The sequence below is a fragment of the Enterobacter cloacae complex sp. P13B genome, from assembly GCF_014895915.1.
Classification (GTDB): domain Bacteria; phylum Pseudomonadota; class Gammaproteobacteria; order Enterobacterales; family Enterobacteriaceae; genus Enterobacter; species Enterobacter bugandensis.
The window spans coordinates 4,726-20,484 of the sequence record NZ_JADBQN010000024.1 but is presented as its reverse complement, the minus strand read 5'-3'; the positions used below and the strand labels follow the sequence as shown (position 1 = coordinate 20,484).

Sequence of the window (15,759 nt, the reverse complement as noted above, 5' to 3'; positions counted from 1 at the left end):
GCTGTTCAGTACAGGCAAGTGTTGTTCTCGGTGGTACGCGAATTATTTATCCATCGAATAAAACAGAAGTTCAGATAGCACTTAAAAATAAAGATCCGCATACACGTTATCTGGTGCAAAGCTGGGTAAGTTACCCCAATGATGCGAAAGCGCCATTTATTATTACTCCTCCTGTTTACAAATTGCAGGAAAATCGTCAAACCCTTTTGCACGTTATTTTTACCGGCGATAAAAAAAACCTGCCCGTAGACCGGGAATCTCTGTTTCTGGCAAACGTTAAATCCGTATCGGCACTCTCGCCGGAGCTGAAAGAGAAAAACACGCTGCAATTTGCGATGAAAACGCGCCTGAAGCTTTTCTGGCGTCCGGCTCAGCTGAAGGAAAGCGATGCCCTGGAAGCCTACGCAAAAATCACATTCAAGCGTCAGGGCGACACGCTAATTGCAAACAACCCGACACCGTTTTACGTCTCGTTTGGCGAGCTGGCCGTTGGTGGGAAAAGTGTTCCGGTGAAAGAGACCAAAACCACGCCAGGCGCCATTTCAATGATGGTGGCTCCGTTCAGCGAGCAGCGTTTCGCGTTACCGAATTCAGCAAAGGGCGCGGTGACCTGGACAGCAATCAATGATTTCGGTGGGCAAACCCCGCAGCGCAAGCAGGCTCTTTAAATCATCATGTTGGTATTTTATGTCGTCATCTCTGCTTCACAAACAGGTACTGTACGGGATCGCGCTGACGCTGCTCGCCGCGATCCAGCCTGCAAGTGCTGATGACGAATTTAACCTGCGGATCCTTGAGCTGGATACGCCCCTCGAAAATACCTCTACATTAAAAAACTTCATTAACGATAACGGGCTACTTGCCGGAAGCTACCTTACGACTGTTATGTGGGATCGGGATGTAGTGGATAAACGTCCCATCGCTTTCGTGCTGTCTGACGATAAACAGCACCTGCTGCCGGAGCTGACGAAAGCGGATCTGCGCGATTACGGCGTGAAAGTCGACACGATCCCGGACTTAAAAGATCTGGATGACGGCGCTTATGTCCGCGATATCTCTCATTTCATTGAAAATGCCCGTTACGAATACAATCAGGATGACCAGACCCTGAAGCTGGTCATCCCGCAGGCGTACCGCGACCATGCTGCCGCTGGCGCGATACATCCAAAATTCTGGGATGACGGCGCGCCTGCCGCCTGGACAAGCTATCAACTCAGCGGTTCTCAGCAGCACTACAGTTCGGGCAAAACCTCTTCGACCTGGCTTGGCCTGGAGTCGGGGATTAACCTTGGGGCGTGGCGGCTGCGGAATAACAGCACCTGGAGCGACGCTTCCGGCTGGGAGGGCATTGCCAGCACGTTACAACGCGACATCAAAACGCTGAAAAGCCAGCTTGAGATTGGTCAGACATATACCAATGGTGAACTTTTTGACAGCGTCCAGATGACCGGCGTGAAGCTGGAAACGGATACTTCTATGCTGCCTGTTAGTCAGCAGGGCTTTGCGCCCGTCGTGCGCGGTATTGCCAATAGCGATGCGAAAGTCACTATCAAGCAAAACGGCTACACCATCTATCAGACAAACGTCTCGCCGGGGCCGTTTGAGATCCGCGATTTAAGCCAGGTAACATCCGGAGCCGATCTGGAAGTGACTGTCGAAGAGGCGGACGGCAGCGAGCATAGCTTCATCCAGGCCAGCGCGTCGGTGCCGGTGTTACAGCGGGAAGGCGGCTTTAAGTATTCGCTGGCCGCAGGGCGCTATCGCGGTAATGAAGGTGAAGACGAACCCACCTTTGCGCAAGGCACAGCCATCTATGGTCTGCCTTACGGCGTCACGGCGTATACCGGCGCGCTGGGTTCATCACTGTATCACGCGCTGCTGCTGGGGCTCGGTGCCGATCTGGGGCATTTCGGCTCTGCCTCTGTCGATCTCACCGCCGCGCGTACCGCGTTTAATGACGGGCGTGACGATGCCAGCGGTTTATCCTGGCGGGCGCAGTATTCAAAAGATATTCCTGACACGGATACGACCGTCACGCTTGCCAGCTATCGCTACTCCACATCGGGGTTCTATACCTTTCAGGAAGCTATCGATCAGCGTGACAGCGAAATCGATGACGGCATTTATACCTACCGCAGAACTAATAACCGCCGTAGCCGCATGCAGCTCAACCTTTCCCAGCGGGTTTCTGACTGGGGCTCGGCCTATCTTAACGGCTATCAGCAGGACTACTGGGATATGGACGGCCATGAGCGCAGCGTCAGCGCGGGGTTCAGCTCCAGCTGGCGCGACATCACCTGGTCGATAAGCTACAACCTGACCCGCACGCCAGATGCCGATACCGACCGGCAAATGGCGTTGACGGTCAACATTCCGTTATCAAAGTGGCTGCCGAATTCCTGGGCAACCTACAGTGCTAATACCTCCAGTGGCGGATTTGTCTCGCATCAGGTCGGGCTCGGCGGTACCGCGCTGGAGGACAATAAGCTGAGCTACAACCTTCAGCAGAGCTATGCCAATCAGAATACGGGCTACGGCGGCAGCCTCTCCGGTCGTTACCGGGGGCTTCCGGCGAGGTCGGCATGGGGTACAGCTACGGTGGCGATAACCGGCAATGGAACTACAGCGCTCAGGGATCGATTGTGGCCCACGAGCATGGCGTGACGCTGGGGCAGCCCGTACGCGACGCATTCGCCATTGTGCACATTAAAGATGGTGATAACGTCAAAGTACAAAACGGGCGTGGCATCACGACGGACCGTTTTGGTAACGCGATTGTTCCTTCTCTGACGGCCTACCGGCACAACGTCATCACCGTGAATACGCAGGATCGGGAAGATATTGATATCGACGCTGCAACGCAGGATCTCGTGCCGACGAAAGGGGCGGCAGTGCCGGCCACGTTCGACGCGCGCGTGGGCCGACGCGCGCTGGTGACTTTGCTCTACGCGGGTAAGCCCGTGCCGTTTGGTGCCCTGGTGGCGCTGGACAACACCACGGCCATCGTGGGTGATGACGGTGAGGTTTATCTGACCGGGCTGTCCGGCAAAACAACGTTTAGCGTGCAGTGGGGAGAAGAGCGCGATCGGCAGTGTCACGGGACGCTGGATCTTCCCTCGCACAGCCCGGCAGGGATCGTGAAAGCCACGGTCAACTGCCTTAACTGAGGTATCTCATGAATCTACGACGTATCGTTAACACATTCCTGCCACCGGTACTGCTCGTGCTGGCAGGGGCATTTTGCCATTCAGCCCGGGCAGATTGTACCTTCAACGGCAGCGCTGACGCGGATGCCGTGGTGACGTTTCAGCTTCCCCCGGTCATTATTGTCGCCCCCGACACGCCCGTCGGCACCGTGCTTTATGACGCCAGCGTCGAGAGTAAAGCGGTGACGGTGGATTGTAGCGGTGACGCGCAAATTCGACGTGGGTATTTGTACCTCACGGATGCGGATGCGCGCGAAGGTGTGATGAGCGGGGTCTATCAGACTAACGTGCCGGGTATTGGCATCCGCGCGGCGTCGTCGACCGAACGGCTTCCCGGTTACACTGAACAGGATTTAGTCCGGCCCATGCAATTTCTGGGATCGATCCACGGTTATTCGCAAAGTACATCTGTATTTCGCGCCGCTGCCCAGCTGGTCGTCACGGGCGCTATCCAGGAGGGCGATCTTGATACCTCACGGTTAACCTCAATGGATATCCTGGGCAACGCGCCGATCGGTGAAATGCGCTTCTCTCCCACCACTATTCGCATCACCACAAATACCTGTAACCTGGTCGATCGCAACATCTATGTGCCGCTGAAAACGGTCAATACCCAGGACTTTAGCGGCCAATACTCTGACATCCTCACGGACGACAGCTTTAAGATTGAGATCACCGACTGCGCGGCAGACACAAAGGTGGATTATCAGTTTACCAGCGCGGGTTCAACGGGCGTCACGAACGGCAATATTTTGGGGATCGCCTCCGGAGATTCCGCCGCTGAAGGCGTCGGCATTCAGATCCTTGACCAGAATGATACGGTGCTGCAGTTCGATCGGAACTATACGGCGATAACTGGCGCGCAGGACAACGTTCCTGTCGAGATCCCACTCAAGGCTCGCTACGTCAGGACGGGGGAGATAAAAGCCGGCAAAGTCGATTCTGTCGCGACGTTCGAGCTCTTTTACCGTTGATTCATCCTGCCCGCTCTGGCGGGCTAAGGATCATTTCACTAACTTCGTTAACCCTCTCTTTTCATCTGGTTAATTCTTAAACCCTTAAATCTTGTAGGGCCGCTTACTGCTTGCTATGCAACCAGCGTTTCGCATATTATTCTGCGGTCATAATAATAATTCTCGTTTACGTTATCATTCACTTTTCCATCAGAGATAAACATGGCGCTTTCCAATACTGCTCAGCCAATTAACACGTCGCTGCGTAAAGTCGCGGTTGTCGTAGCCACAGCGGTTGCCGGCATGTCTGCATTTGCTCACGCTGCCGAAACCCCGAAAAAAGAAGATACTATTACCGTTACCGCTGCACCTGCTGCACAGGAAAGTGCCTGGGGACCTGCTGCGACTATCGCCGCTCGCCAATCTGCGACCGGTACCAAAACAGACACCCCAATTCAAAAGGTTCCACAGTCTATTTCTGTGGTGACGGCCGAAGAGATGGCGCTGCATCAGCCACGTTCGGTGAAAGAAGCCCTGAGCTACACGCCGGGCGTTGCGGTGGGTACCCGCGGTGCGTCCAATACTTACGACTACCTGGTTATTCGCGGTTTCGCGGCCGATGGCCAGAGCCAGAACAACTACCTCGACGGTATGAAGATGCAGGGCAACTTCTATAACGACGCGGTGATAGACCCTTATATGCTGGAGCGCGCTGAAATCATGCGCGGTCCGGTTTCCGTTCTGTACGGTAAAAGCAGCCCGGGCGGCCTGCTGAACATGGTAAGTAAGCGCCCAACAACCGAGCCGCTGAAAGAGATCCAGTTTAAAGTGGGTACCGACAGCCTGTTCCAGACCGGCTTTGACTTCAGCGATGCGATCGACGATGACGGTGTCTATTCATACCGTCTGACGGGCGTTGCACGCTCGAACAATTCGCAGCAGGAAGATAAGGGCGAGCAGCGTTATGCCATCGCGCCATCCTTCTCCTGGCGTCCGGATGACAAAACCACCTTCACGTTCCTCTCCTACTTCCAGAACGAGCCTGAAACGGGCTACTACGGCTGGCTGCCAAAAGAGGGGACGGTTGACCCGCTGCCAAACGGCGATCGTCTGCCGACTAACTTCAATGAAGGCGCAAAGAACAACACGTATTCCCGTAACCAGAAAATGGTGGGATACAGCTTCGACCATGAATTCAACGATACTTTCACCGTACGTCAGAATCTGCGCTTTGCCGAGAACAAAACCTCGCAAAACAGCGTATACGGCTACGGCATGTGTTCCGATCCGCTCTATTCGAGTAATCCGGCATCCAGCCCTTGCGCGAGCATTCCTCAGTCACAATGGGGGCATACGCTGACTCGCCAGTATGTGATCGATGACGAGAAGCTGCAAAACTTCACCGTTGATACGCAGCTTCAGAGCAAGTTCGCGACGGGGGCTCTCGACCATACTCTGTTGACAGGCGTTGATTTCATGCGCATGCGTAATGACATTAACTCCTGGTTCGGCTATGCCGGCTCCGTTGCGCCATCCGATATTTACGATCTCGATCGTGGCGATTTCGATTTCGGTTCACACCCTGGACCGTCTGGTGCTTACCAGGTGCTGAACAAGCAGAAGCAGACCGGCGTTTACGCTCAGGATCAGATCGAATGGGATAAAGTGCTGGTGACACTGGGCGGCCGTTACGATTGGGCCGATCAGGAGTCCTACAACCGCGTATTAAATACCACCGCCAAGCGTGATGATACTCAGTTCACCTGGCGTGGCGGCGTTAACTACCTGTTCGACAACGGGGTAACTCCTTATTTCAGCTACAGCGAATCCTTTGAACCGGCTTCCCTGACCGACGCTCAAGGTAAACCATTCTCACCGTCTAAAGGCAAACAGTACGAAGCGGGCGTGAAATACGTGCCTAACGATCGTCCGATCGTGATCACCGGTGCAGTGTATCAGCTGACCAAAACCAACAACCTGATGGCTGACCCAACTGGCTCACCCTTCTCCGTTGAAGGCGGCGAGATCCGCGCCCGTGGCGTAGAGCTGGAAGCCAAAGCGGCGTTATCTGCCAGCGTGAACGTTGTCGGTTCTTATACCTATACCGATGCGGAATACACCACCGACACCAACTACAAAGGCAACACGCCGGCGCAGGTGCCAAAACATATGGCATCCCTGTGGGGTGATTACACGATGTTTGACGGCCCACTTTCTGGCCTGACGCTGGGTACCGGTGTGCGTTATACCGGCTCCAGCAAAGGTGACCCGGCGAATAGCTTTACTGTTGGAAGCTATACACTGGTTGATGCACTGGTCAGATACGATCTGGCGCGTGTAGGCATGGCCGGATCAAACGTCGCGCTTCACGTGAACAACCTGTTCGATCGTGAGTACGTTGCCAGCTGCTTCAACACCTACGGTTGCTTCTGGGGTGCTGAACGCCAGGTTGTCGCCACCGCGACCTTCCGCTTCTAACCTCTTTATGGGCACGGTTCGCCGTGCCCTTTTTATTTAAGTTGGCTGACATGCAGGATAATAAAACGCAATCCGACACCACCTTTACGCTCAATAATCTCTCCTTTCGCGTACCCGGGCGCACCCTGCTGCATCCGCTCTCTCTGACGTTCCCTGCCGGTAAAGTGACGGGCCTGATTGGCCACAACGGTTCCGGTAAATCCACGCTGCTCAAGATGCTGGGACGCCACCAGCCACCTTCTGAAGGGGATATTCTGCTGGACGATCGGCCGCTGGAGGGCTGGAGCAGTAAAGCCTTTGCCCGCAAGGTGGCCTACTTGCCGCAGCAGCTGCCGCAGGCGGAAGGGATGACGGTGCGTGAACTGGTAGCGATTGGCCGCTATCCGTGGCACGGGGCGCTTGGCCGCTTCGGCGTCGCCGACCGGGAGAAAGTAGAGGAGGCGATTGCGCTGGTAGGGCTAAAACCGCTGGCGCATCGCCTGGTGGATAGTCTGTCCGGCGGTGAACGTCAGCGGGCGTGGATTGCGATGCTGGTGGCGCAGGACAGCCGCTGCCTGCTGCTGGATGAACCGACCTCTGCGCTGGATATCGCCCATCAGGTCGACGTGCTGGCGCTGGTGCATCGCTTAAGCCAGCAGCGCGGCCTGACGGTGATCGCTGTCCTGCACGATATCAACATGGCGGCGCGCTACTGTGACTACCTCGTCGCGCTGCGCGGCGGTGAAATGATCGCTCAGGGCACGCCGTCTGAGCTGATGCGCAGCGAAACGCTGGAACATATTTACGGTATTCCAATGGGTATTCTGCCTCACCCGGCCGGGGCAGCTCCCGTGAGCTTTGTCTACTGATGCTGGATTCAATATACATTAGCCGCCGTCGCCTGCTGACGGCCATGGCGCTCTCGCCGCTGCTGTTGAAGATGGCCCCGGCCCGCGCCGCCGCTATCGATCCGCACCGCATCGTGGCGCTGGAGTGGTTACCCGTCGAGCTGATGATGGCCCTGGGTATCACGCCCTACGGCGTGGCCGACATTCCCAACTACACCCTGTGGGTGAATGAGCCAAAACTGCCAGACTCGGTCATCGACATCGGTCTACGCACGGAGCCAAACCTTGAGCTTCTCACGCAGATGAAACCGTCTTATTTGTTCTGGTCTGCGGGGTATGGCCCGTCGGAAGAGATCATGGCGAAGATTGCGCCGGGACGAGGCTTTTCCTTTAGCGACGGTAAAAAGCCGCTGACCATGGCAAAAAATTCTATCCACGAGATGGCCCAGTTCCTCAACCGGGAAGCGGAAGCAAAACAGCATCTCGATGAGTTTGACGCGCTGATTGAGTCTCTTAAGCCGCGCTTTGCCCGCCGTGGCGATCGGCCTTTGCTGATGGTGACGCTGCTGGATGCCCGCCATATGCTGGTCTTTGGAAAGAACTGCCTGTTCCAGGAAGTGCTCGACAACTTCGGCATTCGCAACGCCTGGGAAGGCGAGATGACGTTCTGGGGAAGCACCGCCGTGGGCATCGACCGCCTGGCGGCGTTTCGCGACGTCGACGTGCTGTGCTTTGACCACGGCAACGAGCGTGAAATGCAAATCCTGATGGCGACCCCGCTCTGGCAGGCGATGCCGTTCGTGCGCGAGCAGCGCTTCCTGCGCGCCCCTGCGGTATGGTTTTACGGCGCGACGCTGTCGGCAATGCACTTTGCCCGCGTGCTGGACAACGTGATGGGGGGCAAAGCATGAGTACGCGTATTGCCCGTTTCCCGGCGCTGCTGCTGGGGCTGATTTTTCTGGCGGCGCTGGCGCTAACCGGGTTCAACCTCTCCACGGCACTGCCGCGCGAGCAGTGGGCGGCCGCGTTTGCCGCCCCGGATATCGACAATATTCAGCAGATGTTGTTCCACTACAGCCTGCTGCCGCGTCTTAGCATCTCCCTGCTGGTCGGGGCGGGGCTGGGGCTGGTGGGCGTGCTGTTCCAGCAGGTGCTGCGTAACCCGCTGGCGGAGCCAACCACGCTGGGCGTGGCGACGGGGGCACAGCTGGGGATCACCATCACCACCCTCTGGACGCTGCCGGGGGCATTAACCTCGCAGTTTGCCGCGCTGGCAGGTGCCTGCGTCGTGGGCGCGCTGGTCTTTGGCGTGGCCTGGGGAAAACGTCTCTCGCCGGTCACGCTGATCCTCGCCGGGCTGGTCGTCAGCCTCTACTGCGGCGCGATCAACCAGCTGCTGGTGCTGTTTCACCACGACCAGCTGCAAAGCATGTTTATGTGGAGCACCGGCACGCTCACCCAGACCGACTGGAGTATCGTCCAGCGCCTGTGGCCACAATTGTTTGGCGGCGTGGTGCTCACGCTGCTGCTGCTGCGCCCGCTCACTCTAATGGGGCTGGATGATGGCGTGGCGCGCAACCTGGGGCTGGCGCTGTCGCTGGCTCGTCTGGCGGCGCTCACGCTGGCGATTGTGTTAAGCGCTCTGCTGGTTAACGCGGTTGGCATCATCGGGTTTATCGGCCTCTTTGCGCCGCTGCTGGCGAAAATGCTCGGGGCGCGTCGCCTTCTGGCACGTCTGCTGCTGGCGCCGCTGATCGGGGCGCTGATCCTCTGGCTTTCCGATCAGATCATTCTCTGGCTGGCGCGCGTCTGGATGGAAGTGTCTACCGGGTCGGCAACGGCGCTTATTGGGGCGCCGCTGCTGCTGTGGCTGCTCCCGCGTCTGCGCAGCATCAGCGCCCCAGCGATGGACGCGGGCGATAAGGTCTACGCTGAACGTCAGTCGGTGCTGTGGTTCAGCCTTGCCGGTCTGGCGGTGTTGCTTATCGCCTCGTTTGCCGCCCTCGCGTTTGGGCGCGATGCCGCAGGCTGGCACTGGGCAACGGGTGACTTACTCAACGAACTGCTGCAGTGGCGCTGGCCGCGTATTCTCTCCGCGCTGATTGCCGGGGTGATGCTGGCGGTGGCGGGCTGTATTATTCAGCGTCTGACCGGTAACCCGATGGCAAGCCCTGAAGTGCTGGGGATCAGCTCCGGCGCGGCCTTTGGCGTGGTGCTGATGCTCTTCCTGGTGCCGGGCAATGCGTTTGGCTGGCTGATGCCTGCCGGGAGTATCGGTGCTGCGGCCACGCTGATGATTATTCTGGTTGCCTCTGGCCGCGGCGGATTTTCTCCGCACCGCATGCTGCTGGCCGGTATGGCGCTCAGCACCGCCTTTACTATGCTGCTGATGATGCTGCAGGCGAGCGGCGATCCGCGCATGGCGAAGATCCTGACCTGGATTTCCGGCTCAACGTACAACGCCACCGCCAGCCAGGTTGCCTGGTCAGGGAGCGTTATGATCGTGCTGCTGGCGATGGTACCGCTGTGCCGTCGCTGGATGACCATTCTGCCGCTGGGGGGCGAAACCGCGCGTGCGGTTGGCTTAGCGCTGACGCCAACGCGCGTCGCGCTTCTTCTGCTGGCGGCGTGTCTGACTGCAACCGCCACCATGACCATCGGTCCACTAAGCTTTGTAGGGTTGATGGCGCCGCATATCGCCAGAATGATGGGTTTCCGACGGACGATGCCACATATTGTGATGTCGGCCCTGACGGGCGGGGTCATTCTGGTGTTTGCCGACTGGTGTGGAAGGATGGTGCTGTTCCCGTATCAGATCCCGGCGGGCCTGTTGTCGACCTTTATCGGTGCGCCTTACTTTATCTATCTGTTGAGAAAGCAGAGTCGGTAGTCAGGTGCGGCCTGATACCCTCTCCCACGGGGAGAGGGAGAACATCGTAGGCCGGGTAAGCGTTATCGCCACCCGGCAATGCCCTTAAAGCTTCGCAAACACCTTACGCGCCGCGTCGATGGTGTTATTGATATCTTCTTCGCTGTGCGCCACGGACATAAAGCCCGCTTCGAACGCGGACGGTGCCAGGTACACGCCTTCTTCCAGCATCAGGTGGAAGAAGCGCTTGAAACGCTCAACGTCGCACTTCACCACGTCCTGATAGCGGGTCACGGTTTTCGCATCGGTGAAGAAAATCCCGAACATGCCGCCCACGTGGTTAACAACCAGCGGAATTCCCGCTTCTTCTGCGGCTTCCAGCAGACCGTTTGCCAGCTGCGTGGTACGGTCCGTCAGGGTTTTATGAATACCCGGCTGCGCCACTTCGGTCAGACAGGCGAAGCCTGCAGCCATGGCAATTGGGTTACCGGAGAGAGTGCCCGCCTGGTAAACCGGGCCGGTTGGTGCCAGGGCTTCCATCACGTCCTTACGACCGCCGAAAGCACCGACCGGCATGCCGCCGCCGATGATTTTGCCGAGGCAGGTCAGGTCCGGCTCAACCTCATAATAAGACTGGGCGCCCGCCAGTGCCACGCGGAAGCCGGTCATCACTTCATCGATGATCAGCAGCGCGCCGAACTCATCGCACAGCGCGCGCAGGCCCGGCAGGAAGTCAGGCTGCGGCGGGATGCAGTTCATATTGCCCGCAACCGGTTCAACGATAATGCAGGCGATCTCCTGCGGATACTGCTCGAACGCCGCGCGAACGGTGTTCAGATCGTTGTAGGTGCAGGTCAGGGTGTGTTTCGCGAAATCAGCAGGTACGCCAGGCGAGTTTGGCTGGCCGAGGGTCAGCGCGCCGGAGCCCGCTTTCACCAGCAGGCAGTCCGCATGGCCGTGGTAGCAGCCTTCGAATTTGATGATTTTGTCGCGACCGGTAAAGCCGCGCGCCAGACGGATGGCACTCATGGTGGCTTCGGTACCGGAGTTCACCATACGCACCATGTCCATGGTCGGCACCAGTTCGGTAACCAGCTCCGCCATTTTCACTTCCATCTCGGTCGGCGCACCGAAGCTCAGGCCGCGCTGCGCGGCTTCGATGACCGCGTTACGAATGGCGGGATGGTTATGTCCGAGAACCATCGGCCCCCAGGAACCGACGTAATCGATATAGGCTTTGCCATCGACATCATACAGATACGCGCCGTCAGCACGTTCAATAAACAGCGGCGTGCCGCCCACGCCTGTAAAGGCGCGTACTGGCGAGTTCACGCCACCGGGGATTAGCTCGCGGGCTGCACTGTAGAGGTTTTCAGACTTGCTCATGGCGTCGTTCCTGGTTCGTATAAAATGATTAAGCACACTATTCTAAGTGATCCGCAGAAGGTTATGAAATTTTTAGCCTGTTAATGCTTTAAGATTTGTTAAGTATTTTTCAGGCGTCGCAGGGAAGGTCTCTGGTAAAATCTTCGCGGCTTTTTGTATGACGAATAAGAACAGGACATGAAATCAGATTCCCCGTCTTTTGAAGAACAACAGTTTACGCGCGCCCAGCACCGAATCAGCATTCGGCGGCTGCTTAATCGCGATAAAACGCCGCTGGCGATCCTGCTTGCTGCTGCGGTGGTGGGTACCCTTGCAGGGCTGGTTGGCGTGGCGTTTGAAAAAGCGGTTAATGCCGTACTCAACTGGCGAGTGGGTACCGTAGCCGGTTTTGCCGATCGCGAATGGCTGGTCTGGGTAGCGGCATTCGGCCTGTCTGCGCTGTTTGCCATGGTGGGGTATTTTCTGGTGCGTAAATTCGCCCCGGAGGCGGGCGGGTCTGGCATCCCGGAAATTGAAGGCGCGCTGGAGGAGCTGCGCCCGGTGCGCTGGTGGCGGGTGATCCCGGTTAAGTTTATTGGCGGCATGGGGACGCTGGGCGCAGGGATGGTGCTCGGCCGGGAAGGGCCAACGGTGCAGCTTGGGGGGAACGTCGGCCGCATGGTGGGCGATCTGTTCCGCATGCGCAGCGCCGAGGCGCGCCATACGCTGCTGGCCACCGGTGCAGCGGCGGGGCTTTCTGCGGCGTTTAACGCGCCGCTGGCCGGTATTTTGTTCATCATCGAAGAGATGCGCGCGCAGTTCCGCTACAACCTGATCTCCATTAAAGCGGTGTTCACCGGCGTCATTATGTCGAGCATCGTCTTTCGCATCTTTAATGGCGAAGGGGCGGTGATTGAAGTCGGTAAACTGACCAACGCACCGGTTAACACCCTGTGGCTATACCTGATCCTCGGCATGATTTTTGGTGTGGTGGGCCCGCTGTTTAACACCTTTATCTTACGCGCTCAGGATATGTTCCAGCGCGTTCACGGCGGCAATACCACGAAATGGGTGCTGATGGGCGGCCTGCTGGGCGGCATTTGTGGCGTGCTCGGCTTTATCGAACCGAATGCCGCGGGCGGCGGTTTCGGGCTGATTCCCATTGCCGCAGCCGGGAATTTCAGCGTGGGTTTGCTGCTGTTTATGTTTTTCTCCAGGGTCATTACGACGGTACTGTGCTTCTCCTCCGGCGCGCCCGGCGGGATTTTTGCCCCGATGCTGGCGCTGGGAACGCTGCTCGGCACCGCGTTTGGTATGGCGGCTGAGGCAGGTTTCCCCGCTTACCACCTGGACGCCGGCACCTTTGCAGTGGCCGGAATGGGGGCGCTGCTGGCCGCATCCCTGCGCGCGCCGTTAACCGGCATCGTGCTGGTGCTGGAGATGACGGATAATTACCAGCTCATTTTGCCAATGATCATTACCTGTCTCGGCGCGACACTATTAGCCCAATTCCTGGGTGGAAAACCGCTATACTCCACCATCCTCGCGCGTACCCTGGCAAAACAAGAGGCGGAGCGGGCCGCCACGCAGAATACTTGAATGAATTACCAGGGTATTAGATAATGACGAAAAGAATTGGGTGAATTTTACCCAATAGCAGTATTCATGGGAGCATAAGATGAGTGATGACGTAGCTGTGCCGCTGGAGTTTACCGAAGCAGCAGCCAACAAAGTGAAAACCCTGATTGCCGACGAAGACAATCCGGATCTGAAACTGCGTGTCTATATTACCGGTGGCGGCTGCAGCGGCTTCCAGTACGGTTTTACCTTTGACGATCAGGTGAACGACGGCGATATGACCATCGAGAAGCAAGGCGTCGCGCTGGTAGTTGACCCGATGAGCCTGCAGTATCTGGTGGGCGGTTCGGTGGATTACACCGAAGGTCTGGAAGGTTCGCGTTTTGTGGTGACCAACCCGAACGCAACAAGCACCTGCGGGTGTGGTTCTTCGTTCAGCATTTAAGCCTGAATGCGGATTGTAGGCCCGGTAAGCGAAGCGCCACCGGGCTTATAAACGACGCCTATCTTGAAGTTTCATCCAGCGCAAACGTCGGCAGCTTCAGGTGCCAGCGTATCGCCGCTAAACGTATCACCAGCGTCACGACCATCCCCAGCATCGCGGCGTTTTCCAGCGGCAGTGCAAACGTGTAGTACGCGGTCGCGTGGACAATGCCGCCCGCAATACAGGCCGTTGCGTAAATTTCAGTACGCAGGATCATTGGCACCTCACGCGCCAGAATGTCGCGAATGATGCCGCCGCCCACGCCGGTTAACACGCCCATGCAGATCGCCACCATCGGGCCGGTGCCCGCATTAAACGCCTTATTGACGCCAATACCGACAAACACGGCCAGACCGACGGCATCCAGCACCGGCAATATCCATTTGGGTAATCGGCGGGGCTGGCGAACCAGCACAATGGTCAACAGACAGGTGACCATGGCGACCACAAGATCGGTAGGATCTTTCACCCAAAACACCGGGCCATTTGCCAGCGCCATATCGCGGATTGTCCCGCCGCCAACGGCGGTCACCACGCCAAGCACCAGCACGCCAAACGGATCCATGCGTAGTTTTCCGGCGAGCAGGACGCCGGAGATAGCAAAAACGGCTGTACCAAGAATATCCAGCCAATAAACGAGCATCGTTAAATCCTCGAACGTATGTTAATGACCCTCTGCCAGGGCGGCACAGAGCTGTTTTGCGGCGAGGATAATACGCGGGCTGGCGCGTTCAAACCAGTCACCGTTGAGTGGGATCACCGGAATTTTTAGCTGGCTCTGCCAGAATTGTTTAATTTTAGGAATCTCGCCCGCATTTCCGACCACGACGATGGCCTGCGGCTGGCGCGCCAGCACCTGCTCACGGCTCACCTGAGGCCACGGTACCCGGCTGGCAGCAAAGATATTTTCACCGCCGCACACTTCCAGCACCTGGTTCTGAATCGAGCCTTTTCCGGTGGTAAACAGCGGCTGGCTGCCGAACTGCAGGAAGATGCGCTTTTTAACAGGCGTATCGTATTGGGCTTTCAGCGCAGCATAGTCGCTGAGCATCTGGTTCGCCGCACTCTCGGCTTTTTGAGGCGCAGGACTATAAGGGGCCAGGGCGCGCAGAGCCTGAGCGACCTGCTCAATACTTACCGCGTCAACCCACATGACCTTGATGCCAAGCGAGGTGAGCTGGTTAACCTGCCGCTCGGCGTTACCGCCGCGCCAGGCCAGCACGAGATCCGGCTTAAGCGCCACAATGCGCTCAAGGTTCATCCCTTGCCAGGTGGCCACTTGCTCAATGCCGGCCGCCTGTGGGGGGTAATCTGAAAAGCTGCTGACGCCAACGGGGGTGATCCCGGCGGCAAACGCCAGTTCGGTATTAGCGGGAGAAAGGGTAATCACACGCGGCGCGGCGAACAGCCACGCCGGTGCAAGCAGCAGCAGGGCGGCCAGCGCCCTGATAGACCGTTTAGCCACGCGCCAGGTTCTGCACCAGGCGTTCCACCATCACGGTGGACTGTTTTGCCGCAACGGCCAGGAACTCGTCGAAGCTGATGTGAGACTGCTGGTCTGCCACGTCAGAGATGGCGCGAACCACCACGAACGGTACGCTGAAATTGTGGCAAACGTGCGCAATCGCGGTCGCTTCCATCTCTACGGCAACCGCCTGCGGGAAGTTATGACGGATTTTCGCCAGGCCGACGGAGCCATTGATGAACGCATCACCGCTGACAATCAGGCCGCGTACCGCGTTGAGATTGAGCTCAGCTATGCAGGCTTCAGCCGCCGCAATCAGTTTATCGTCAGCTTTAAACCCTGCCGGGCACCCCGGAAGCTGGCCGTATTCGTAGCCGAACGCGGTGACGTCAGCATCGTGGTAACGCGCTTCGTCGGAGACAACGATATCGCCCACTTTCAGCGTCGGTGCCAGACCGCCCGCCGAGCCCGTGTTAATGATGACGTCCGGCTTGCAGCGCTCAAGCAGCAGGGTCGCACCCAGCGCAGCAGCCA

The 15,759-nt window shown here is 57.7% G+C and carries 12 protein-coding genes and 1 pseudogene; 9 read left to right on the top strand and 4 right to left on the bottom strand.

Annotation, left to right across the window (positions count from 1 at the left end):
* The 7 genes and pseudogenes from IM273_RS11685 to fhuB form a co-directional block, all read left to right on the top strand.
* The coding region (locus tag IM273_RS11685) for a molecular chaperone (RefSeq protein ID WP_226857943.1) at positions 1-668 on the top strand (668 nt) is incomplete at its 5' end.
* Positions 669-687: 19 nt separating this feature from the next.
* Positions 688-3,167, top strand: a pseudogene (locus IM273_RS11680) (fimbria/pilus outer membrane usher protein).
* Positions 3,168-3,175: 8 nt separating this feature from the next.
* Positions 3,176-4,180, top strand: coding sequence for a fimbrial protein (locus IM273_RS11675; protein WP_193050456.1), 1,005 nt, complete (start codon positions 3,176-3,178; stop codon positions 4,178-4,180).
* 201 nt (positions 4,181-4,381) lie between these two features.
* Positions 4,382-6,637 (top strand): ferrichrome porin FhuA, encoded by a 2,256-nt coding sequence (fhuA, locus tag IM273_RS11670; RefSeq protein ID WP_045259489.1) that lies wholly within the window; start codon positions 4,382-4,384, stop codon positions 6,635-6,637.
* A 50-nt stretch (positions 6,638-6,687) separates the two neighbouring features.
* Positions 6,688-7,485 carry a Fe3+-hydroxamate ABC transporter ATP-binding protein FhuC gene (gene fhuC, locus IM273_RS11665; RefSeq protein WP_028015563.1) on the top strand — a complete coding sequence of 266 codons (798 nt, stop codon included), beginning with the start codon at positions 6,688-6,690 and terminating at the stop codon, positions 7,483-7,485.
* On the top strand, positions 7,485-8,375 hold the full coding sequence (fhuD, locus tag IM273_RS11660) for a Fe(3+)-hydroxamate ABC transporter substrate-binding protein FhuD (protein ID WP_193050458.1): 891 nt from the start codon (positions 7,485-7,487) through the stop codon (positions 8,373-8,375). Before fhuC ends, fhuD begins: the two co-directional genes overlap by 1 nt.
* Complete coding sequence (gene fhuB / locus IM273_RS11655) at positions 8,372-10,354, top strand: Fe(3+)-hydroxamate ABC transporter permease FhuB (RefSeq protein ID WP_047367358.1); 1,983 nt, start codon at positions 8,372-8,374, stop codon at positions 10,352-10,354. Before fhuD ends, fhuB begins: the two co-directional genes overlap by 4 nt.
* Positions 10,355-10,438: 84 nt before the next feature.
* Here the strand turns inward: fhuB and hemL are convergent, their stop codons facing one another.
* Entirely contained in the window at positions 10,439-11,719 is a 1,281-nt protein-coding gene (gene hemL, locus IM273_RS11650) for a glutamate-1-semialdehyde 2,1-aminomutase (RefSeq protein WP_193050460.1), read from the bottom strand.
* A gap of 177 nt (positions 11,720-11,896) precedes the next feature.
* On the opposite strand from hemL, the gene clcA reads away from it, so the two are divergent.
* On the top strand, positions 11,897-13,297 hold the full coding sequence (clcA, locus tag IM273_RS11645) for a H(+)/Cl(-) exchange transporter ClcA (protein WP_041911200.1): 1,401 nt from the start codon (positions 11,897-11,899) through the stop codon (positions 13,295-13,297).
* A gap of 79 nt (positions 13,298-13,376) precedes the next feature.
* On the top strand, positions 13,377-13,721 hold the full coding sequence (gene erpA / locus IM273_RS11640) for an iron-sulfur cluster insertion protein ErpA (RefSeq protein WP_008501923.1): 345 nt from the start codon (positions 13,377-13,379) through the stop codon (positions 13,719-13,721).
* A 58-nt stretch (positions 13,722-13,779) separates the two neighbouring features.
* Here the strand turns inward: erpA and IM273_RS11635 are convergent, their stop codons facing one another.
* From IM273_RS11635 to mtnN, 3 genes are all read right to left on the bottom strand, one after another.
* Positions 13,780-14,403, bottom strand: coding sequence for a TRIC cation channel family protein (locus IM273_RS11635; RefSeq protein WP_028015568.1), 624 nt, complete (start codon positions 14,401-14,403; stop codon positions 13,780-13,782).
* 21 nt (positions 14,404-14,424) lie between these two features.
* Positions 14,425-15,225, bottom strand: a complete 801-nt coding sequence (btuF, locus tag IM273_RS11630) for a vitamin B12 ABC transporter substrate-binding protein BtuF (protein ID WP_193050462.1) — start codon at positions 15,223-15,225, stop codon at positions 14,425-14,427.
* The coding region (gene mtnN, locus IM273_RS11625) for a 5'-methylthioadenosine/S-adenosylhomocysteine nucleosidase (protein WP_226857941.1) at positions 15,218-15,759 on the bottom strand (542 nt) is incomplete at its 5' end. The genes btuF and mtnN, both read right to left, overlap by 8 nt.